At 38.0% G+C, this 21103-nt stretch carries 20 protein-coding genes and 2 pseudogenes; 5 read left to right on the top strand and 17 right to left on the bottom strand.

The genetic code is table 11. From position 1 onward, the window contains the following. Positions 1–5: 5 nt before the first annotated feature. From G5B98_RS03860 to G5B98_RS03825, 8 genes are read right to left on the bottom strand one after another with little or no spacing between them, the layout of a single operon-like run. Positions 6–437 (bottom strand): FxsA family protein, encoded by a 432-nt coding sequence (locus tag G5B98_RS03860; RefSeq protein ID WP_196087232.1) that lies wholly within the window; start codon positions 435–437, stop codon positions 6–8. Beyond that, positions 434–2134 (bottom strand): proline--tRNA ligase, encoded by a 1701-nt coding sequence (locus tag G5B98_RS03855; RefSeq protein ID WP_196087231.1) that lies wholly within the window; start codon positions 2132–2134, stop codon positions 434–436. Before G5B98_RS03855 ends, G5B98_RS03860 begins: the two co-directional genes overlap by 4 nt. Next, positions 2124–3407 (bottom strand): glutamyl-tRNA reductase, encoded by a 1284-nt coding sequence (gene hemA, locus G5B98_RS03850; RefSeq protein ID WP_107770468.1) that lies wholly within the window; start codon positions 3405–3407, stop codon positions 2124–2126. Before hemA ends, G5B98_RS03855 begins: the two co-directional genes overlap by 11 nt. After that, a complete protein-coding gene (locus tag G5B98_RS03845; protein ID WP_196087344.1) occupies positions 3407–4300 on the bottom strand; it encodes a polyprenyl synthetase family protein in 894 nt (297 codons plus the stop codon). Before G5B98_RS03845 ends, hemA begins: the two co-directional genes overlap by 1 nt. A 10-nt stretch (positions 4301–4310) precedes the next feature. Next, positions 4311–4742: a hypothetical protein gene (locus G5B98_RS03840; RefSeq protein WP_087584352.1), complete on the bottom strand. Its 432-nt coding sequence runs from the start codon at positions 4740–4742 to the stop codon at positions 4311–4313. Beyond that, complete coding sequence (locus G5B98_RS03835) at positions 4735–4989, bottom strand: DUF2018 family protein (RefSeq protein ID WP_196087230.1); 255 nt, start codon at positions 4987–4989, stop codon at positions 4735–4737. The genes G5B98_RS03840 and G5B98_RS03835 overlap by 8 nt, the downstream gene beginning before the upstream one ends. 48 nt (positions 4990–5037) lie before the next feature. Next, the gene (locus G5B98_RS03830) at positions 5038–5661 is read right to left on the bottom strand and encodes an HAD family hydrolase (RefSeq protein WP_196087229.1); all 624 of its coding nucleotides are present in this window, start codon (positions 5659–5661) and stop codon (positions 5038–5040) included. Next, a complete protein-coding gene (locus tag G5B98_RS03825; protein WP_196087228.1) occupies positions 5658–5990 on the bottom strand; it encodes a hypothetical protein in 333 nt (110 codons plus the stop codon). Before G5B98_RS03825 ends, G5B98_RS03830 begins: the two co-directional genes overlap by 4 nt. A gap of 106 nt (positions 5991–6096) precedes the next feature. Here G5B98_RS03825 and G5B98_RS03820 point away from each other — a divergent pair, with 106 nt between their 5' ends. Next, entirely contained in the window at positions 6097–7368 is a 1272-nt protein-coding gene (locus G5B98_RS03820) for an O-acetylhomoserine aminocarboxypropyltransferase/cysteine synthase family protein (protein WP_196087227.1), read from the top strand. Between the two features lie 37 nt (positions 7369–7405). Here G5B98_RS03820 and G5B98_RS03815 read toward each other — a convergent pair whose 3' ends face one another. The 6 genes from G5B98_RS03815 to G5B98_RS03790 form a co-directional block, all read right to left on the bottom strand. Continuing rightward, positions 7406–7585 (bottom strand): transformation system protein, encoded by a 180-nt coding sequence (locus G5B98_RS03815; RefSeq protein ID WP_103560269.1) that lies wholly within the window; start codon positions 7583–7585, stop codon positions 7406–7408. A gap of 507 nt (positions 7586–8092) precedes the next feature. Continuing rightward, the gene (locus G5B98_RS03810) at positions 8093–9535 is read right to left on the bottom strand and encodes a potassium/proton antiporter (protein ID WP_196087226.1); all 1443 of its coding nucleotides are present in this window, start codon (positions 9533–9535) and stop codon (positions 8093–8095) included. A gap of 20 nt (positions 9536–9555) precedes the next feature. After that, the gene (locus G5B98_RS03805; RefSeq protein WP_196087225.1) at positions 9556–9993 is read right to left on the bottom strand and encodes a pyridoxal-5'-phosphate-dependent protein; all 438 of its coding nucleotides are present in this window, start codon (positions 9991–9993) and stop codon (positions 9556–9558) included. 31 nt (positions 9994–10024) lie between these two features. Continuing rightward, complete coding sequence (locus G5B98_RS03800) at positions 10025–11266, bottom strand: ArsS family sensor histidine kinase (protein WP_196087224.1); 1242 nt, start codon at positions 11264–11266, stop codon at positions 10025–10027. After that, entirely contained in the window at positions 11266–11943 is a 678-nt protein-coding gene (locus tag G5B98_RS03795) for a response regulator transcription factor (protein WP_103619089.1), read from the bottom strand. Before G5B98_RS03795 ends, G5B98_RS03800 begins: the two co-directional genes overlap by 1 nt. Before the next feature lie 98 nt (positions 11944–12041). Then, a complete protein-coding gene (locus G5B98_RS03790; RefSeq protein WP_196087223.1) occupies positions 12042–13445 on the bottom strand; it encodes a Do family serine endopeptidase in 1404 nt (467 codons plus the stop codon). Between the two features lie 155 nt (positions 13446–13600). On the opposite strand from G5B98_RS03790, the gene G5B98_RS03785 reads away from it, so the two are divergent. The 3 genes from G5B98_RS03785 to G5B98_RS03775 are packed head-to-tail and all read left to right on the top strand — an operon-like array spanning position 13601 to position 16504. Next, complete coding sequence (locus tag G5B98_RS03785) at positions 13601–14497, top strand: DnaJ family protein (RefSeq protein WP_054196486.1); 897 nt, start codon at positions 13601–13603, stop codon at positions 14495–14497. Positions 14498–14500: 3 nt separating this feature from the next. Continuing rightward, positions 14501–14875, top strand: a complete 375-nt coding sequence (locus G5B98_RS03780) for a heat shock protein transcriptional repressor HspR (protein ID WP_072594938.1) — start codon at positions 14501–14503, stop codon at positions 14873–14875. 3 nt (positions 14876–14878) lie between these two features. Continuing rightward, entirely contained in the window at positions 14879–16504 is a 1626-nt protein-coding gene (locus G5B98_RS03775) for a cation:proton antiporter (protein ID WP_021090872.1), read from the top strand. Positions 16505–16606: 102 nt separating this feature from the next. On the opposite strand, the gene G5B98_RS03770 is transcribed toward G5B98_RS03775, so the two are convergent. From G5B98_RS03770 to secA, 3 genes and pseudogenes are all read right to left on the bottom strand, one after another. Further along, on the bottom strand, positions 16607–17806 hold the full coding sequence (locus tag G5B98_RS03770; protein WP_149707335.1) for an ABC transporter permease: 1200 nt from the start codon (positions 17804–17806) through the stop codon (positions 16607–16609). 52 nt (positions 17807–17858) lie between these two features. Continuing rightward, a pseudogene (locus G5B98_RS09605) lies at positions 17859–17960 on the bottom strand (SEC-C metal-binding domain-containing protein); the annotation flags it as partial. A 108-nt stretch (positions 17961–18068) separates the two neighbouring features. Next, positions 18069–20465, bottom strand: a pseudogene (secA, locus tag G5B98_RS03765) (preprotein translocase subunit SecA); the annotation flags it as partial. A 97-nt stretch (positions 20466–20562) separates the two neighbouring features. On the opposite strand from secA, the gene lolA reads away from it, so the two are divergent. Further along, entirely contained in the window at positions 20563–21075 is a 513-nt protein-coding gene (gene lolA / locus G5B98_RS03760) for a LolA-like outer membrane lipoprotein chaperone (protein ID WP_103560261.1), read from the top strand. Positions 21076–21103: the final 28 nt, after the last annotated feature.

The following is a 21103-nucleotide window of genomic DNA, read 5'->3' as shown; positions in this document are numbered from 1 at the left end:
CTCTCCTAATTTACTCTTTCTGGCTCTTCTATGACCTCAACATCGATGATCTCGCCATCATCTTTTTTACTGCCCTGCTCACTAAAATTTTGGAATTTAAACTCCTGATAGCTCTCATTTTTCGCTGCATTTTTTTTAAAGACTAAAGAAAAAACGACTACGGCGATACCAAAAATATCTGTCAAAATCCCTGGTAAAAAGAGCAGCGCTCCGCCAAAACTAAATCCTAACTGACTAAATAGATTTCCGCCAAGAAAGCTCTTAAACGCCACTTGAGGCGAATTTAAGCTAGAAGATCCAGCATTTAAAAGAAGTGCAATGCCTACAAATCCAGAGACTAGCACCTCGAGAAAATAGTTTAAAAAGCCAAATTTATCAACAAAAAGATAGATAAATACCGCTTCTATCAAAAAAAATAAAAATGCGAAAAATCTCATAAGCTTTCTTTTATTTTTTGAAAAGCCTCGTTTGCGCCGATCGTTTCTTTGTTTAAACCATCTCTTGTTATAAACTCAACCTTGCCATTTGCAAATTCTTTACCCACAAGTAACGCAAAAGGGAAGCCGATAAGCTCAAAATCATTCATCTTAACGCCAAATCTCTCGTTTCTATCATCGATGATAACACTAACGCCAGCTTTTTTAAGGCTCTCATAAAGCTCAAATGCAAATTTTGCGCCCTCTTCATCTTTTAAATTTGAAATGATGATCTCGACATCAAACGGCGCGCACTCTTTTTTCCAGATGCAGCCCTTCTCGTCGTGGCTAGCCTCTATCATTACGGCTATTAGTCTACTGATGCCAATACCGTAGCAGCCCATCAAAAATGGCTTAGCTTTACCATTTTCATCAAGATATGTCGCGTTCATCGCAGCTGAATATTTATCGCCTAGTTGAAAGATATGACCAACTTCTATACCCTTGCTAAGTTTTAAATTTCCGCCACACTCTGGGCATTTATCGCCCTCTTTTACCTTTACAAGGTCTTTAAATCTCTCTTCGTTAAATCCGCTAACACTAACGCCAACAAAGTGGTAATCCTTTTCGTTGGCACCACATATCATATTATTTGCGCCTTTTAGCTCGTTGTCTATGTAAAATTTCACATCTTTTAGCCCAACTGGCCCGCAAAATCCAGCCACAAGCCCAGCTTTTATAATCTCTTCTTCGCTAGCATCGACAAGCTCAAGTGCCTTGCAAGCATTTTGTGCCTTTGTCTCTTGAAGCTCGTCATCGCCCCTTACGAAAAAGACCACAACTTCTTCTTTGTCTTCATAAATAGCTTTTTTAACAACAGCTTTTATGCAGTAAAACTCGCTAACTTTGAAAAATTCTGCCACACCTTTTATAGTCTTTGTATCTGGTGTCTTAAATTTAGCCGCGTCAGCCTCTGGTGCTTCAGCATCGGTTGTTCTAGCTTTTCTTCTAGCAGCCTCTATATTTGCAGCGTATTTGCAAGCCTCACAGCAAAGGATGTCATCTTCGCCATTACTTGCAAGCACCATAAATTCTTTACTACCACTGCCACCGATAGCTCCACTATCAGCCTCAACGGCTCTAAAATTTAGCCCCAAACGAGTGAAAATTTTACTATAAGTTGCCTCCATAAGGTCAAACTCACGCTTTAGATCCTCTTTGCTTGAGTGAAAGCTATAAGCATCTTTCATCGTAAATTCTCGTCCTCTTAGCAAGCCAAAGCGTGGCCTTGCTTCGTCACGAAATTTAGTATTTATCTGGTATAAATTTAGCGGCAACTGCTTATAGCTAGTCACCTTGCCACGTACCAAAGCAACGGCTGCCTCTTCGTTTGTAGGGCTTATAACAAAGTCATTTTCTTTTCTATCTTTAAAGCGCAAAAGCTCCTTACCAAAGACGTTGTAGCGACCACTTTGCTTCCAAAGCTCGCCTGAAGTAACCACGCTAAAGCTCACCTCTAGCGCACCAGCCTCATCCATCTCCTCTCGCACGATACGAGAAATTTTCTCATGCATGATCTTTCCAAGCGGTAGATAGTTATAAAGACCTGAGCCTATCTGCTCGACAAAGCCACCTCTTATTAAAAATTTATGACTTGGCAAAGAGGCGTCTTTTGGCGCTTCTTTGGTCGTTGGTGCATAAAATTTACTAAATCTCATCTATATCTCCCACTTGAAAATTTTGCTCTTCTTTTATATCAAATAAAAATCTAACTCCATTTGAAAGCTCGCTAGATCTCTCCTCGTCCGCAAGGCTTTTTAGCTTCATCGTTGGCTGGTGCAAAAAGGCTTTAAAAACTTGATGAATGAGCTTTTGTGCCTCCTCATAATCACTATGCTTTAAATATCCTTTTTTTATCGCTTTTTCTAGCTCGTTTTTAGCACAAATTTCAGCTTGTTTGCGGATCGATTTTATGAGTGGCACACTCATATCTTCTTTTAAAATTTTTAAAAATTCGCTTGTGCCTTGACCTACGATCGAATAAGCTTTTTGTGCTTGCTCCTCTCTTAGGGCTAAATTTTTCCTTACTATCTCCTCTAAACTATCAACCGTATAGACACTAATAAATTCTGTATTTATAAGATCAATATCCCTTGGCACGGCAATATCAAAAAAGTATCTGTGAAATTCTCTTGGTTCGATTATGGCGTTTGTGATGATAGCGTGCGGGGCCGCGGTGCTTGAAAATATCAGATCGTAATTATTTACATACTCTTTTAATTTTAAAATGCTATCCCAGCTAGCGTTATCACCCAGGCTATCAACTAGCTGCTCAACACGATCCGAGCTTCTGTTTATGATGATCACCTCTGCGCCACTTGAGATTAGGTGTTTTGCTGCTAGCTCGCCCATTTCGCCAGCTCCTACGACGATAGCGGTTTTGCCTTCAAGCGTGCCAAAAATTTCTTTTGCTTTTGCCACAGCAACGCTTGAAACAGAGATAGGGTTTTTAGAAATTTGAGTTTCATTTCTAACTTTAGCAGCACATTTACATGCATAGTGGATGATTTTACTGATTTGTTCGCCGCAAGCTGAGCTATCGTAAGCAAATTTAAAAGCATTTTTTAACTGCCCAACGATCTGCGTCTCGCCGACGACTAGGCTATCAAGCGAGCTTGCCACGGCAAAGAGGTGGTGCACAGCTCCGCTATCTTCATAAATATCAGCCCTCTCATAAAGCTCATCTTCAAAAACACCTGAAAATACAGACATGCATCTAAACGCATGCGTCGTTGCACTTTCTAGATCACTAACGCTTGCAATTATCTCAACGCGGTTGCATGTGTTTAAAACCATACATTCGTTTATACTTTTGTTTGATCTTAGTAGTTTTAAAATTTGCTCTTTTTTCTCATCGCTATCAAATGCAAGCTTTTCTCTAACTGAAATATCAGTATTTTTATATGTAAAACTTATATCTAAATAGTGCATTAAAATTCCCTATCTATCATGCTTTTTATGATCCCTTCAAGCTCGGCGTTTTTATACTCTTTTATCGATTCTATCGCTTCATTTCCAAGCCTTTTTGCTTCATTTACTGCTTTTTGAAGCGAATTTGTCTTAACAAATTCCTCTTTTAGCCATGAAATTTCGCCCGCGTTTAGCTTCTTTGACCAAAGCGATTTAAGCTTTGTCTTACCAGCTTCGTCTAAGCTCTTATAAAGATAAATGTAAGGAAGTGTCGTTTTGCCTTCGACAAAGTCATTGAGTGCTGGCTTGCCAAGCGTTTTCTCATCTTGAATTATGTCTAATATGTCATCAACGATCTGAAACGCAAGGCCTAAATTTTTGCCATAAATTCCAAATTTCTCGCTATCTTTGCCAGCTAGCTTTGCTCCGCAAATAGCCGTGGCTTCTATCAAAACAGCTGTTTTATAGTAGATCATTTTTAAATATTCTTGCTCGTTTTCATTAAAATTTTCAGCCATTTTCACATCCATCATCTCGCCGATACTTAGCTTGCTGACTGCATCTGAGATGATAGCTGCGATGCTTGAATCAAATTTTGTAAGCTCAAAATAAGCCTTTGAGTAGAGGATGTCGCCCAACATAACCGAGTTTTTACTACCAAAAAGCGCGTTTATGCTTGGCTTGCCGCGTCTTATATTTGCCTCGTCTATGACGTCGTCGTGTAGTAAGCTTGCAAGGTGGATGAGCTCGATGATAGCGCAAAGCTTAAGAGAAATTTCACTCTCGCCCGCTATTTTTAAAAGAAGTTTTGAGCGCAGCTTCTTGCCTGAGCTTATCTTTAAAAACATCTCAAACGCCCCTTTGTAGCCAAGCTCGCTTATAAATTTACCCATTATTTCATCGATTTTATCCATTTTTATCCTTCTATTTAGCCTCATCTGGATCTCTAAAACCCACATCCACACGCTTGCTCTCATCTAGCAGAGCCACCCTAAAATGCGCCTTTTTATCCTTAAAATCAATAAATGATATATAAAGGCTTACGCTCTCATTTGGCGGCATCGTAAAATCAGGCAAAACTCGCTGCATATAGGTGTTTTGTCCTTGTCTTAGCGAAAAGACCATCTGCCTTGGATAGCGCCTAAAAAAGCTTTGCACAGTGATATTTGTACTATCAAATAGCGTCCAACGAAAGTCAAACGTTTCAACCCTTTGGGTTCGCTTTTCAGTTATAAAGACCCTAGCCCACTCATCTTTTTTAAGCTCAAATGTATGCACCGAACTTGGGTCAAAATTTGGCTCTTTTGCAAAAGCAATGGAGGCAAGCAAAGCAATGAGCGCGAAAATCTTACTCATTTTGGCTTAAAATTTCTCCGCTAAGCTCGATATATAGGTCATTTACTCCGTTATAAATTTTATCTTGCTCTGAGACTATAAAATTTCTGATCTCGCCCTCGCTAATGCCATGCTTTTCGCAAAGCTCGCTCATAGCCACAAATTTTTCAAAAATTTTATCTATCTCGTTTTTAACCAAAACGGCATTTGCGTTAAACAAAATGTCATAAAATTTATCCCTCGCACTGCCCTCAAACATATCTATCATCGCTGTTTCTTTGAAAATTTCTTAAGATTATAGCCAATTAAAACTAAGTTAGAAATTTAATATTATCTCCCACGCCTCGCTAACATTTTTGGCGTTATACGTGGCTGTTTTGCTCTCCTCGCCAAATCCCCAGCAAACTTGCACATAAGGCATATTTGCATTTTTGGCCGCCAGCTCGTCTTTTAGGCTATCTCCTACAAAGATCGCCTTGCTGGCTCCTGTTTTACTAACAGCTAGGTGAAGCATCGCAGGATCAGGCTTTTGCGGTATCTCTTTGCTAGCGCCTATGACCTCGTCAAATAGCTCATAAATTTCATTTTTCTTTAAAATTTTCTCTAGCGTATCGTGTGGTGCATTGCTTGCCAAAACGACTTTAAAGTGAGCCTCTTTGCACTTTTGTAAAAGCTCTTTTACGCCCTCATATGTAGTCGCACACTCATCGTAAAATTTCTTAAATTTCTCTTCAAAACCCTCTTTTAAGCTCCTACTTGGCGTTTCGATGCCGTAAAACTCAAGGGGCAAATTTCTACCTGGCTCGTTGATCGCTTTTATGATAAATTCTTTTTCAAGTGGCGATAAATTTAGCTCATCTCTTACTTCATTTACTGTTTTATATATCGCCTCGCCGCTATCGATCACCGTGCCATCCATATCAAAAATAACTACTTTCAATCCTCATCCTTAAATTTATTTTTATGTTTTTCTTTTTTATATGTCTTTTGATTTTTTAGCTTATCAAGTAGATTTGCCGCCTTTAAAAGCTCATCTTTTGGGGCATTTTTGATAAGCAAATTTATAAAATTTTCTAGTGCCTTTGAGTATGGCTGATCAAGATAGACAGCCTCGACTTTTTCGATGATCTTTGCGTTTTTCTCCACTCTTTGGCGAAATTCAGCCTCGTCAAAATCATCTCTTTTTAGCCCGTTTATCGCTGATTTTGCAAATTTTTCTAGCGCACGAAGATATTTTACACGTTTAAATTTGTCCGTGACTTGGTTCAAATTTTTCCTTTTTTTGGCAAATTATATCAAAAATTGATTTTATCCCCTAAATTTTGGCTTTGCTAATGTATAATTTACGCCAAAATTACTTAAACAAGGAGCAAAAATGAGGCAAGAAACCGCTGCGATCCACGTAGGCTACGACACAAACGAGGGCTTTGGCACGATGGCTGTGCCTATTTTTCAAAGCACGGCTTACGACTTTGGAAGCGCCGAGACCGCGGCTGCTAGGTTTGATCTAAAAGATGGCGGCCACATCTACACAAGACTTGGCAATCCAACGACAGATATCTTTGAAAAAAGGGTCGCCGCACTTGAGGACGGAGCCGCTGCGATAGCGACTGCGAGCGGTCAGTCAGCTTTGTTTTACAGCATCATAAATTTAGCCCAAGCAGGTGATAATATCATCATCGCTAAGAAAATTTATGGCGGCACGACGGTGCTTTTTACACACACGCTAAAAAGATTTGGCATAGAGGCTAGAGTCTTTGACAGCGACACTGCTGATGATCTGGAGGCTTTGATAGATGAAAAAACTAGGGCTATATTTTTTGAAACGCTTTCAAATCCGCAAATTTCTATCCCAAATATCGAGAAAATCGTAGAAATTTCAAACAAATATGGCATCATCAGCATCACCGATAACACCGTGCCAACGCCTATCATCTTTCAGCCACTTCGCCACGGCATCGATGTTTGCGTGCATAGTGCTAGCAAATATATGAGCGGTCAGGGCCTTAGCCTAGCAGGTGTGGTCGTAAGTGCAAATCACCTAAACGAAAAGCTAAAAGGCAACAAGAGATATGAACATTTTAACGTGCCAGATGCGAGCTATCACGACATCGTTTATGCTGATATGACGGATCGTTTTGATATCTATACGCTAAGAATGAGGCTTGCTATCGTGCGCGACATCGGCGCTGTGATCTCTCCATTTAACTCTTGGCAGCTTATACAAGGCCTTGAAACGCTTGCTGTTAGAGTTGAGAGACACTCGCAAAACGCGCTAAAAGTAGCTAAATTTCTAAACTCTCACAAGCATATAAAAAGCGTAGCATATCCTGGACTTGCCGATAACGTAGATCACGCAAAGGCGCAAAAATACTTTAAAGATGGCATGGCAAATGGACTATTTTGTTTTGAAACTGATAGCTTTGAGCGTGCAAAAAAGATGCTAGAGCGCGTAAAACTCTTTAAGATCGTGGTAAATATCGGCGATACAAAGTCGCTCATCACACACCCAGCCTCAACGACTCACCAACAGCTAAGCAGTGAAGAGCTTATAAAAGCTGGTATCACAAAAGAGCTGATAAGAGTTAGCATAGGCCTTGAAAACGCCGAGGATCTGATAGCTGATCTGGCTCAAGCCCTAGAATAAAGAAATTTCTAGCTCATTTGGGCTAGAAATTTAAATTTTACTCAAGCTTGCCACATATCCTCTCGCACTCTTTTGCTTGTCTTATAAATTTTATAACGATGTAGATGACAAGTAGCGGCATGCTTATATACCAAAAGGCAAAAAAGGCAAGCAGAAAAAACATAAATAAGAATGTTGCAAAATATACCAAGACCGCAAGGATGATACTATCAAGCATTTTACCTCCCATTTTGCTAGTGTTTTAGTGATTTTAAAAAAGCAAAATAAAATGAGACTGAACGGATTTATTTTCGGCTCTAAAATTTGAGCTAAATGGTAAGCGAAGCCAAATTTTTAGTAGGTAATTTTACATATATGAAGCTCAGGCAAATTTTAAAATTTCATGAACGAGTAATTTCGACTCTGATTTTAGTGGCAAGCTTTGCGAGGCCTAAAATCAGTAGTTAATTCTTGCGAGTGAATGAAAGTTTTAAAATTTGCTTTGAGGTGTAAATTTATCAAAAGGGAGACAAGGGGACTCAAGTTACGGTCTGCTTGCAGTTGCGAGCTTGCGAAGCAAAGCCGTCCCCTTATCCCCCTTTTTAAATCCCCCAAACCCCTCACACGTTAGAGGTGCATGCTTTAGTGCTTCGCACTGCATGCAGTTTTATTTTTTAAAATTTATCGTGCGTTATAAATTTATAAAATCAAAATTCAGCATCAAACGATGACAAAACTTAAAAAATTAATACGTTAAATACTTAATAGTATCTTGGTAAAGCACTTGATTTTCACATTGTATCAGCAGCAAGTCATTTTCTTCAAATATTGTTGAGCCAGTCGGCTTTTGATACTCGTTTTTACGCTTTATTAGGATTATTAAAAACTCAGTTGGAAGCTCAAGCTGAGCCAAATCTTTGCCAATTAGTTTTGAGCCATAGTGGATGGTATGCTGGCGAAGTGTGTAGCTTAAGATCGGCGAGTTTTCTACTAGCTTAACATCCTCTTGCTCGCTCTCTTTGACCTTAAATTTATCAGCCGCAAAGCCAAGCGACATGCCCTGTATCAAAATAGAAATCAAAACCATAAAAAATATAATGTTAAAAATCATATCCGCGTCACGAACGCCATCGACATAAACATAGGTAGCTAGCACAACTGGCACAACGCCTCTTAGCCCAACCCATGAGATAAAAATTTGCTCATTTATCTTAAATTTTGAAAATGCAAGCGATGCAAAAACACCAAGTGGCCTTGCAAAAAACATAAGCCATAAGGCCAAAACAAGCGCCATTAGTGCCGTTGCTGGAAGCTCGGAAGGATTTACCAAAAGACCAAGCGTCAAAAAGACAACTATCTGCATTGTCCAAGCGATACCATCGTGAAAACCGACTAAATTTTTCTTATGAGAAAACTCTTTTTTATTTATAAAAATTCCAGCTATATAGACAGCCAAGTAGCCATTGCCACCAACCTTAAAACAAAGTGTGTATAAAAGTAATATCCAAGCGATAGAAAAAACTGGATAAAGGCCCCAGCTTTTTAGGCGAAGTCTATTAAAAATGGCCGGCAAAGCAACGCCAAATAAATAGCCCATAGCGATACCTATGCCAAACTGCTTAACCAGTGTAATCGCCCACTCTGACGCACTTGGAGTGCTATTTAGTGAGATCATTTGAATGATCGTCACAGTTAAAAATATCGCCATTGGATCGTTTGAGCCAGATTCAAGTTCAAGCAATGGCGCAATGCTATTTTTAAGTGAAATTTTCTTAGCTCTTAGTATGGCAAATACCGCTGCTGCATCTGTTGAAGAGATGATAGAACCTAGCAAAAAGGCCTCCGCCCAGGTAAAATCAAGCAGATATTTTGCAACAGGAGCAATAGCTAGCGCGGTTAAGAAAACACCAAGTGTAGCAAGTGCTAAACCTCTAGCAAAAATAGGTTTAATCGCTGCAAAATCAGTATCTAGCCCACCAGCGTAAAGTATAAAAATAAGTGCTAGCATACCGACATTTTGAGCAATCACTTGATCATCAAAATTTACACCCAGCAAGCCGTCCGAGCCAGCTAGCATACCAACGCCTAAAAATATTATTAAAGATGGAATTCCGAATTTATCAGAGATCTTACTTAAAAGAATGCTAGTTATAAGCAAAACTGCAAAAAATAGTAGTAAATTCTCCAAACAAACTCCACAAAATTATATTAAATCATGCTTTCAAAAGCTTCAAATTTTTCTTGATTTGAAAGCATTTCAAGCAATACGCCATAATTATCTTTTATCTCATCTTGAAGCTTAGTAGTAAGCTCTTTAGCGTTTCTTCCGTCTTTTGGATAGCTTACTATCAAATCAATTGGCTCAGTGTTTAAAAACTCTTGAATACCCGATAATAGCTCGCTAGCTCCTCTTTCATTTGTTCCATGAAGCACGACCACATAATGCTCGTTCTCTCTTACAACAACATCAGTTTGTCTTAAAAATTTTTCAAAAAGCTCACTATACTCTTTAGTGCCTGGCAAAGAAAAATATATCAAAGATAAATTTTTTGCATAATCTTTTACATTTTTATAACGATTTATAAAAGCTATTTCAAGATCTATTATTGATAAGATATCAACTGGTGAGAAAATTTTTGCTGCCATTTTTAGCTCTCTTTTGTTTATTATGTTTTATTTAAGTCACTATTATATCTTGTAAATTTTCAAAAACAAAGACATTCATTCCGTTTTTATATTCGTATCTAAATTTGAGTCCATGAGCATCAAGTATATTGCTAACTATATATAAACCTAGTCCAAAACTTTTTTGCGCATCCTCTCCTTTAATAAATGGCTGGATATAAAAGTCAAGATCATTTTTTAGCTTCTCGCCTTGGGTTATAAATTTCATATGATCCTTGCTAACAACGATATTTACGTGCTTATCAGTTGAGTACTTTATGCCATTATCTATCATATTTTTTATAGCAACTGAAAATAGCTTGAAATCAACAAGCACCCTAATCTCATCAAGCTCACTGACACCAACACACTCTTTTTCGACCATGGCTATATCGATGGCCTCATCGATGAGATCCCTCATAAAACATGGCGTTTTATTGCTAAGTCCTATTTTTGAAGTTATCTGCTCTATCGCTGCAAGTTCGTTTATTAAATTTTCAAGCTTGTGAAAGACAGAGATTAGCCTTTCTTGATTTTTACTTTTTTCTATCATTTGAGCGGCTATTAGGCCTTTTGTGATAGGAGTTTTTAGCTCATGCATTATGTTTCTTAAGAAAAGATGCCTTGAGTCATTAAGCGCCTTAATCTGACAAACTGCCTCATAAAATGCTTCAGAAACTTCAGAAATTTCATCCTTGCCATTGCCGACATTTTGTACGCCGTCAAGCTCACCATTTGCAAATTTCACAATCTGACGCTTTAGCTTTCTAAGCGGCTTTATTTTATAGATGACAAAAATGTAAGCACCTAGCAAAATGACCGCAACCACCAGAAAAACAGCCTTTATCACCTCATATCTGTAAGGCTGAAATTCTTTATCCATTAAAAGTTTTAGCTCATCTAAATGCTCAATCCTTAAGTAATGGTGCTTGTCATAAAGCAAGATCGCACTAGATCCTAGATCGCTTGAAATTTCTTCTAAAACGGTAGCTTGTTTTAAAATTTCATCTTTTCTCTTCTCGTCTTTGATCTCTGGCATATCGATGTTTGAAAGCTGGCGATCGTACTGAGCTTTATTTATAATGCCACCCATATAAAACAAATTTGTCCTAGCGACGTTTGAGTATTTGTTATTTAGCTCTCTTGTATAGTTTTGCTTATCAAAGCCCATGAGCCACAAAAAGGCTAGAAATATCGAAACAAGTGCAAGGGCAAAGATAAAAGTTATGGTTATAAAAATAGACGATCTTGGCATCAAAGAACCAATTTATAGCCGATACCACGGATAGCGTGGATGTATTTTGGCTCTTTTGGATTTTCATTTAATTTTTGGCGAATCCTGCCGATGATGACGTCAATACTTTTGTTTGAGCTATCTTCATTTATGCTCTCGCAGTTATAGATGAGCTCCTCTCTAGTAACCGCTCCGCCCTCTTTTAAAAGTAGATATTTTAAGATGTCGTATTCTGCGGCAGTTAAATTTAGTACGTTTCCTTTAAATAAAATTTCATGTTCAAATTCTTTTAAAACCAGATCTTTATTTAAATTTCTCGCTTCATTTGCTGGGGTGATACTCTGCCTTCTTAGATGACTTTTGATACGAGCCAAAAGCTCTTGTGGGTCATATGGCTTTGGCAAATAATCATCCGCTCCGTTATCAAGAGCATTTACCTTATCTGTTATATCATGCCTTGCACTTGATATGATAATAGGAATATTGTGATTTTTCCTGATCTCTTTACAAACTTCTAATCCATCCATGCCAGGCAATGTAAGATCTAGTATCACTAGGTCAAATTTACTTGTATTTAGCGTAGATAGTCCGATATATGGCTCTTCGGCAGTCACTACTTCAATATCGTAGTTTTCTAGATATTCGGTTAAAATTTCAGCAAGCTCCATATCATCTTCTATCATTAAAATTCTAGTCATGATCTTTCCTGTTGTAAATTTAATTTTTAAGGATTATAGCAGATTAAGGTTTTAAAAATTTAAAAGGGTTAAGAGCTGAAATTTCAGCTCTTAGATGATTATTTTATAACAAGGCCTTGTATGATACCACCGCGATTTATCCACACTAGTGTCTTTTTACCTTTTGTATTTTTGATTGTATTTGCAAATGTTTGAAGATCTTTTATGCTCTCCTCGCCAACTTGTACGATCACATCGCCTCTTTCAAAGCCAAAGTCTTCAGCTTTTGAGCCTGATTTCACATCAGTTACTAGCACGCCTTGAGTATCTGGGCTGATTTTGTATTTATATCTTATCTCATCACTTAGATTGCTAACGCTAAGTCCTTCGATGATAATGCTTTTTGCTATGTCTTTTGAATTGTGATCAGCGTTTGCAAGCTTGATTTTTGCATTCATTATTTTATTTGATCGCTCGTAAGTTATATCAACGCTGCTATTTGGAGTTAGTGAACCGATGAAATTTTTAAGATCATTTGCATTTTTGATAGCTTTATCATTAGCTAATATAACCAAATCGCCTCTTTTTAGTCCAGCTTCATCTGCTGGCATGCCTTGCTCTACGCCACTTATTAAAGCACCTTCTTTATTTGTGTAAAGCTCTTTTTGCTCATCAGTTAAATTTGCAATCGTAACGCCGATAAAGCCACGCTCGATCTTTCCGTCAGTTATCAGCTTTTTAGCGATATCTTTTACCATATTTGATGGGATCGCAAAGCCAATGCCGTTATTGCCACCACTTTTTGAAAGTATGGCTGAGTTTATTCCGACCAAATAGCCCCTGCTATCAACCAAAGCTCCACCTGAATTTCCTGGGTTTATCGAAGCATCTGTTTGGATAAAATTTTCATATTGATTAAGGCCGATATTATCTTTATTTAGCCCTGAAATTATACCTTGAGTAATACTTTCACCAACGCCAAATGGATTACCTATTGCAAATACGACATCTGCATCGAGCAGCTTTGATGAGTCTGCAAAAGTGATCGCGTTTAACCCGTTTGCTTCTATCTTTACGACGGCTAGATCGGTTTTTGGATCACTTCCTATTAGCTTTGCTTTAAATTCTTTGCCGCCATTTGCAAGAGTTACGACTATTTGATCGCTATCTTCTATAACGTGGTTATTTGTAACGATGTAGCCATCATTTGAGATAATAACGCCAGAGCCAAGCGAAGTAGTTTTTTCTTTTTCTTTTGGTTTTGCAAAGTTAAATCCAAAAAATTCATTGAAGAAAGGGTCATTAAACATCTGCTCAATACCAGCGTTATTTACCGTTTTTGTAGTTGAGATATTTACAACTGAAAGCTTTGCCTGAGCGATCGAGTCATAATAAGAAAGTACGCTATTTTTATCGCTAAGTGGCGAGACTCTCGTGATATTAGAGTTAGCTTCATTAAATTTAATATCAGCCCCCACTAAAAAAGAAGCTGCTACTAATGAAATTAGCACAATCTTTTTCATTTTTGTCCTTTAAACTAAAAATTTTTGCAAATTATAAATATAGTGAAAAAATAAAATCTTAACACTTTTTCTTGTTATTAAACAAAAATAAACTTGACTTGCATAGACTAAAGCTTTGTGATATAATCCGTATCAAAAAAATATAAGGAGAATATATGAGTGAAAGCTTATATGAGACTTTAGGGGTTTCAAAGGGTGCCTCAAGCGACGAGATAAAAAAAGCTTATAGAAAACTTGCCAGAAAATATCACCCAGACATCAACAAAGACCCTGGAGCAGAAGATAAATTTAAAGAGATAAATGCCGCTTATGAAATTTTAAGCGACGATAAAAAACGAGCTCAATATGACCAGTACGGCGATACTATGTTTGGCGGTCAAAATTTCCACGACTTTGCTAGCAGCTCAGCCGATATGGGCGATCTAAATGAAATTTTAAAGAATATCTTCTCAGGTGGCTTTGGCGGCGGTGGAGCTAAATTTAGCAGCGGATTTGGTAGTAATTTTGGTGGATTTGACGGATTTAGTAGTGGTGGATTTGGCTTTGGCGGAGCTGATCTAGACGTAAATGCAAAAATTTCTATACCATTTGATGTAGCTGTAACTGGTGGCGAACATAAGATAAATTTTAATGGCGAAAGCATTAAGATAAAAATTCCAAGCGGCATAGAAGGCGGCGAGAAGCTTCGTGTCAAAGGCAAAGGCAAGAGTGCTGGTGGTCAAAAAGGCGATCTTATACTTGCTATTAGCGTTGAGCCAAGCGACGAATATGAAAGAGTCGGGGACGATCTTTATAAAGATATAGAAATTCCACTAAAAACTATGCTTTTTGGCGGAAAAGTCGATGTGCATACTTATAAAAAAGATGTCACGATTAAGATCGCTGAGAACTCAAAAACAGGCACAAAGATCCGCTTAAAAGGATATGGTGTGCAAAATAGAAAGAGCGGAATTTATGGGGATCTTTACTTAAAAGCCAGGGTAAAACTTCCAAATATTAGTGAGCTTGATGAAGGCTTAGTAAAAGAGTTAAAAGAAAAATTACCGGAGTAAAAAATGCAAAATTATGAAGAACCACTTTTTTTAATAAGCGTTGTTGCAAAGGTTTTAAGCATACATCCACAAACTTTAAGACAATATGAAAGAGAGGGACTTATCGAGCCATCAAGAACAGATGGCAAGATGAGGCTCTACTCACAAAAAGACGTTGATCGCGTAAAAACTATACTAAATTTAACCCGTGAGCTTGGCGTAAATTTAGCCGGCGTTGATGTGATACTTCAGTTGAAAGAAAAAATTGACGATTTAGAATCAACTATTGATGAGCTAAATAAAAAATTGCACGAAGCTACTAGTCAAACTAGCACAAAAAGATCGCTTGTAAAGAGAAAAAATAGCTTTGATCTAGTCTTTTATGAAGGTAAAAAATAATTTATGGAACAAATTTTAGAAGGTTTCTTGCTTGTTGCGGCGATCTCAGTCGCATTAAATGTCATTTTTAAAAAATTTCAGATACCAACCATCATCGGCTACATCGTAACAGGTACGCTTATATCAGAATTTTTTAACCTAAAAAGCAATGATGAAATTTCTCATATCGCGGAATTTGGTATCGCGTTTTTGATGTTTACCATTGGACTTGAGTTTAGCTTTAAGCACTTAATGGGCATGAAAAAAGAGGTCTTTTTAAACGGCGGCTTACAGGTTTGTTTAAGTGGCTTTATAATGGGTGTGATGCTTTATTACGCCCTTCACTTAAAAGACGAAACGGCACTTATTGCAGGTCTTGCGCTTGCACTCTCATCAACTGCGATCGTGCTAAAGACGCTAAACGATAGTGGCGATGTGAGTAAAATTTACGGCAGAAAAGCACTTGGAATTTTACTATTTCAAGATATAGCTGTCATTCCTATTTTACTTATGATAGATATGTTTAGCTCGCAAGATGCTTCAATAAATGAGCTTTTGCTAAAGACATTTACAAGTGCGATTATTCTTATTGTTGTGCTATTTTTACTTGGTAAATATGTCATCAACTGGATATTTTATAAAGTTATTCAAACAAATTCGCAAGAGGTTTTTATAGCTACGATTTTATTTATGGTCGTTGGCTCTAGCACTTTGGCTCACTTCTTTGGCTTCTCATACTCTTTGGGTGCATTTTTAGCCGGTATGATGATGGCTGAGACGCAATATAAACACCAAATCGAAGTTGATCTCATTCCTTTTAGAGATCTACTTCTTGGACTATTTTTTATAACCGTTGGTATGCAGATAAATTTTGCTGTCGTCATCTCAAACATCTGGCTTGTTCTTGGCTTAGTATTTAGTGTCATGGTGATAAAAGCAGTTGTCGTTTTTGCTATCTTAAACATCTACTTAAAGCGAAGAGTTGCTGCAAAAACTGCGCTTAGTGTTTGTCAAATAGGCGAATTTGCACTAGCTGTTTTTGGACTAATGACTACTAGAAATTTACTTGATATACAAACTGCTCAAATTTTTATCGCAGCCTCTGTTGTATCGATGTTTGCTACGCCTTTTATACTCAAAAAACTAGACGCAATAGCAGACCTCATAGAACGTGAGATCGTTGTTGAACCAAATGAAACTCTAAAGCCGCAAAAAATCAAAAATCACATCGTAGTCTTTGGCTATGAGAGACTTGGACAAGAGGTCGTTTTAAGGCTAAAAGAGACAAAGCTTTTATATCTTGTGCTTGATAATGATATTAGTCTAGTTGAGCTTGGTAGGAGCCGCGGGGAAAATGTATTTTTAGGTAACGTTCTTCAAAGCCACACACTTGAAAATGCCTGCCTAAGCGATGCAGCTGCTGTTATTATAACCGTTAACAATGAGCAAAGAGTGGAACTCATCGCGCAAAAGATAAAAGACTACGGCGTAAATACCCAAACTATAATAAAAATAAATGGCGAAGGTAATAAAGATATCTTTGGTGAGTTAGGTAAAAATTTCCACCTAATAAACGAAGAGCGCGTCATGGCAAAAACACTCGTACACGAGGCTCTTCAATGCAAAATCGATCATGATATAAGAGCGTAAAATTATAAATTTATTCTAGAATTTTACGAGTTTATGCCAGTTTTAAAATAATCTTTTAAAAATAAATTTTACAAGCAATGAGCAAGCCTAAGCCTTTAGGCTCTACTCATTTCTTAAAGTTTGAAGCACATTTACTTCTGTGGCTTTTTTAGCTGGATAATAAGACGATATAGCCACGATAAATACAGCTCCAACTACAATAAGCACAAGATCGATGGTTGAAAGCTCTAGTGGTAGTTTGCTTGAGCCATAAACGTCAGCCGGCAAGTCTATAATATTGAAATTTCCAAGCAAAAATAGTCCTAAAAAGCCAAGCACTAAGCCAAATATAATGCCGCCTCCGCCTATTACTAGCCCTTGATAAAAAAAGCTTCTTTTTATCTCGCCTTTACTAGCTCCAAGTGCAAGAAGCAAGGCAATCTCCTGCCTGCGGTTCATCACTGTCATTAGCAGCGAGCTTATGATATTTAGCGAAGCCACAAGGATAATAAGCATCAAAACGATAAAAAGTGCTCGTTTTTCAAGTGCGAGCGCTGAGAAAAAGTTGCCATTTTGCTCCCACCAACCAATGGCAACAGTACCAGCTGGAAGCCCTTCACGCACTCTTTTTATATCATCAAATGGCTTACTTGAAAAGATATGAATTCCATCATAAACGCCTTTTGGATAGTCTAAAATTTTCCTCAAAGCATCAACTGAAGTATATGAAAACGCCTTATCGTAGGCGATTAGCCCAGATGTAAATGAGCCACCGATATCAAAGCGCTTCATCTTTGGCGTTAGAGAAAAGCCAGCAGGATCAGCCTTTGTAAAGATAAGCGTTAGTTTTTCATCGTTTCTTAGTCTAAACTCACTCGTTATGCCACTTCCCACAAGTATCTCAAAACCATCTAGCTCTTTATCTTTTAAAGCTTCATTTACGACTGAGTTTATCTGTTTTTCATCTTTAAAATTTACGCCATAAACCAGTCCGCCCTCAAGAGCATTTGCCGAGCGGTAAATGACCTGTGTGCTTATAAATGGACTAAATTTTAGGTCGCTAAATCTAACCTTGAGCTCATCAACAAAATCATCATCAATAGAGCCTTTAAAGGCACTTTGAACGGTTATTGGATAGTTCATCGTAAAAAGTTTGCGCTCAAATTCTTTGTCAAAACCATTCATAATCGCCATCGCAACGATCAAAACCATAAGCCCTATGCTAACACCAAGAAAGGCGAGCAAGGCACTTAGAGTGATAAATGGCTGAGTTTTATCAAATCTTAAATATTTAAAAAGTAGGTACTTTGGTAAGCTTGTCATCAAATAGCCTTTAAAAGATTAAGGCGCTTTTGGCGCCTTAAAAGTAGAAATTTTAAGCAAATATGCCTTTTTTAGGGCCACTTTTTCCGTGGCAATCTTTATATTTTTTACCGCTTCCACAAGGGCATGGAGCGTTTCTTGGTATCTTTTTTTCTGGTGTGAAATTTTCATCTCCGCCTTGGTTGTTGTAGCTTAAATTTTCATTTTCAGCATTTTGACTAGCTTCTAGCATCATTTTAGCTTGCTCTTCTTGCTCTTCACGGCTCTTAAATCTTACAACCTGAAGCGTCTTAACACTCTCACTTTTTAGCCTGCTAACTAGCTCCATAAAGAGGTTATAGCTCTCTTTTTTGTATTCAACAAGCGGATCTTTTTGATTATACCCTCTAAGGCCGATACCAGTTTTTAGGATATCCATTTGATAGAGGTGCTCTCTCCACGCATTATCAAGCACCTGAAGGTATAAAATTTTCTCTATCTCTTTTCTTTGATCTTCATTTAGCACGCTCATTTTTTCGTTATATCTTACTTCAAAAATTTGTGCAAGCTTTTCTATTAGCTCATCATACTCTAGGCCTTTTAGCTCGCTCTCGTCTATCTCTTCGCCACAATCTGCAAGGATAATAGAACATAAATTTTTAATATCAAAGTCATCTTTCAAGCCGCCATGGAAAATTTCAGCTGTATCAAGTAAATTTGCAGCGTACTCTTTTCTATTTTGAGCTATCTTTTCGCTCATATCATAGTTTTTATCAAGTAGCTCGTCGCGGTATTTGTAGATGGTTTTTCTTTGCTCATTTGCCACGTCGTCATACTCAAGCAAGTGCTTTCTAGCCTCAAAGTGCAAGCTCTCGACTTTCTTTTGAGCATTTTCAACAGCTCTTGTCACCATGCGACTCTCGATACTCTCGCCCTCGTCGATACCAAGCCTATCCATGATCGCCTTTATGCGGTCGCTACCAAAAATTCTTAAAAGATTATCTTCAAGACTTAGGTAAAATCTACTCATGCCAGGATCGCCCTGACGTCCAGCACGACCACGAAGCTGATTGTCTATCCTTCTACTCTCGTGCCTTTCGGTGCCTATGATATATAGACCGCCTAAATTTCTAACCTCATCATCGATCCTGATATCAACACCACGACCAGCCATGTTTGTAGCGATAGTTACAGCGCCTTTTACACCAGCTTGTGCGATGATCTCGGCCTCTTTTTCGTGGTTTTTAGCATTTAAGACAGAGTGTGGGATGCCAGCCTTTTTAAGCATCTCGTGAAGCACTTCACTGCGCTCAATACTTGCAGTTCCCACAAGCACTGGCTGACCTTTCTCGTGAGCTTTTTTAACCTCATCAATAACTGCTTTAAATTTCTCATTTTGAGTTTTGTAGATAAGGTCGTTTTGATCGATTCTTTTAACTGGTAAATTTGTAGGGATCGAGATAACTTCAAGGTTGTAAATTTGAGAAAACTCAGTAGCCTCTGTCTGAGCCGTACCAGTCATACCTGCAAGCTTTTTATACATCCTAAAGTAGTTTTGATATGTTGTATCGGCTAGCGTTTGGCTCTCTTCTTGGATTTTCACGCCCTCTTTTGCTTCAAGCGCTTGGTGAAGTCCCTCGCTAAAGCGTCTGCCTTCGCTTAGACGTCCAGTAAATTCATCAACAATGACTACCTCGCCATCTTTTACGACATAATGAACGTCTTTTTCAAAGAGGTTGTGAGCTTTTAGAGCTTGATCTAAGTGGTGGCTTAGTATGGCATTTTCAAGGTTATATAAATTTTCAACACCAAATAATTTTTCAGCCTTGCTGATGCCAGCTTCTGTGATCATTATCGTTCTATTTTTTTCATCGACTATGAAGTCCCCTGTTGGCTTTGAGCCTGGCACATTTGGATCAGCTGGAGTGCCTCTAGTAAGCCGTTTTGCGACCTGATCAGCTCTTATGTAGCCATCAAGTGTGCGATTTGTTGGACCTGATATTATAAGCGGTGTTCTTGCTTCATCTATCAAGATACTATCGACCTCGTCTACGATAACGAAGTTATGACCTCTTTGCACCTTTTGACCAGCTTCAAATTTCATATTATCACGAAGATAGTCAAAGCCAAATTCTGAGTTTGTGCCGTATGTTATGTCCGCGTTATACGCAGCTTGTCTTACTTCATCATCGTATCCACCGCTTAGTATCACATCTACGCTTAAGCCTAAAAAGTTATAAAGCTCGCCCATTTGCGTAGCGTCACGCTTTGCAAGGTAGTCGTTCACGGTCACTACGTGCACACCTTTGCCACTCATCGCGTTTAATATAACTGGTAAAGTCGCCACCAAGGTCTTACCCTCGCCCGTTTTCATCTCAGCGATCCTGCCCTCGTTTAGCACCATGCCGCCTATTAGCTGCACGTCAAAATGGCGCATCTTAAGCACCCTTTTGCTAGCTTCTCTAACGATCGCAAAAACATCATTTAAAATTTCATCTAAAGTGACTTTTTCTTCGACGACTTGGGATTTAAGCTCGTTAAATTTTATCTTAAGCTCATCGTCGCTCATCTTTTCATAAGTTGGTTCTAGCGCGTTTATCTGCGCCACACGTTTTATATATTTTTTGACTTCTCTATCGTTTTTGGTGCCAAAAATCTTTCTAAATACCGATGAAATCATTATTTTACCTTCCTAAATTTTTAAACTTTGGATCTTAGCATAGTTTAACTATTTATTTAATTAAACTGGGCTAGAATACGCCAAAAAAGGATAAAAAATGAGAAAATTTCTAGTTGCATCTCTCATCGCAGTTTGCTCATTTGGTGCTGGCTTAAATTTCAAAAGCCTGCAAAGTGACTTTACGCAAACTGTTTTTAGCGAAGGCAAAAGCATAAATTACAAGGGTAGATTTTACGCAAAAAATGACAATACTGCACTTTGGATATATGAAAGTCCAACACCAAAGAGAATTTATTTTAACAAAGAACGTGTGATCGTGATTGAGGACGAGCTTGAGCAAGCCATCATTTCAAAGCTTGATGATACGCCAAATTTGACGCAAATTTTAGCTCATGCGGAGCAAATTCAACCAACACTTTACAAAGCAATATATGACGGAGTTGAATACTTTATAACTATTAAAAACACGCTTCCAACGACGATTGACTATAAAGATAAACTTTCAAATAAGATAAAAATAACTCTAAGCAACCCAGTAAAAGACGCGCTCATACCACAAGAGACGCTAACTCCTGTCATTCCTCAAGGTTACGACATCGTAAATCAATAAATTTGGCTAACTTTAGCCAAATTTATTC

This window comes from Campylobacter concisus, from assembly GCF_015679985.1.
GTDB classification, from domain to species: domain Bacteria; phylum Campylobacterota; class Campylobacteria; order Campylobacterales; family Campylobacteraceae; genus Campylobacter_A; species Campylobacter_A concisus_AC.
The sequence above is the reverse complement of the archived record's forward strand: the minus strand, read 5'-3'. Positions and strand labels throughout refer to the sequence as shown.

Bases quoted from the DNA above. Each gene is read 5' to 3' on its own strand.
- G5B98_RS03860 (WP_196087232.1), bottom strand. From the start codon at position 437: ATGAGATTTTTCGCATTTTTATTTTTTTTGATAGAAGCGGTATTTATC.
- G5B98_RS03855 (WP_196087231.1), bottom strand. From the start codon at position 2,134: ATGAGATTTAGTAAATTTTATGCACCAACGACCAAAGAAGCGCCAAAA.
- hemA (WP_107770468.1), bottom strand. From the start codon at position 3,407: ATGCACTATTTAGATATAAGTTTTACATATAAAAATACTGATATTTCA.
- G5B98_RS03845 (WP_196087344.1), bottom strand. From the start codon at position 4,300: ATGGATAAAATCGATGAAATAATGGGTAAATTTATAAGCGAGCTTGGC.
- G5B98_RS03840 (WP_087584352.1), bottom strand. From the start codon at position 4,742: ATGAGTAAGATTTTCGCGCTCATTGCTTTGCTTGCCTCCATTGCTTTT.
- G5B98_RS03835 (WP_196087230.1), bottom strand. From the start codon at position 4,989: ATGATAGATATGTTTGAGGGCAGTGCGAGGGATAAATTTTATGACATT.
- G5B98_RS03820 (WP_196087227.1), top strand. From the start codon at position 6,097: ATGAGGCAAGAAACCGCTGCGATCCACGTAGGCTACGACACAAACGAG.
- G5B98_RS03815 (WP_103560269.1), bottom strand. From the start codon at position 7,585: ATGCTTGATAGTATCATCCTTGCGGTCTTGGTATATTTTGCAACATTC.
- G5B98_RS03805 (WP_196087225.1), bottom strand. From the start codon at position 9,993: ATGGCAGCAAAAATTTTCTCACCAGTTGATATCTTATCAATAATAGAT.
- G5B98_RS03800 (WP_196087224.1), bottom strand. From the start codon at position 11,266: ATGCCAAGATCGTCTATTTTTATAACCATAACTTTTATCTTTGCCCTT.
- G5B98_RS03795 (WP_103619089.1), bottom strand. From the start codon at position 11,943: ATGACTAGAATTTTAATGATAGAAGATGATATGGAGCTTGCTGAAATT.
- G5B98_RS03790 (WP_196087223.1), bottom strand. From the start codon at position 13,445: ATGAAAAAGATTGTGCTAATTTCATTAGTAGCAGCTTCTTTTTTAGTG.
- G5B98_RS03785 (WP_054196486.1), top strand. From the start codon at position 13,601: ATGAGTGAAAGCTTATATGAGACTTTAGGGGTTTCAAAGGGTGCCTCA.
- G5B98_RS03780 (WP_072594938.1), top strand. From the start codon at position 14,501: ATGCAAAATTATGAAGAACCACTTTTTTTAATAAGCGTTGTTGCAAAG.
- G5B98_RS03775 (WP_021090872.1), top strand. From the start codon at position 14,879: ATGGAACAAATTTTAGAAGGTTTCTTGCTTGTTGCGGCGATCTCAGTC.
- G5B98_RS03770 (WP_149707335.1), bottom strand. From the start codon at position 17,806: ATGACAAGCTTACCAAAGTACCTACTTTTTAAATATTTAAGATTTGAT.
- lolA (WP_103560261.1), top strand. From the start codon at position 20,563: ATGAGAAAATTTCTAGTTGCATCTCTCATCGCAGTTTGCTCATTTGGT.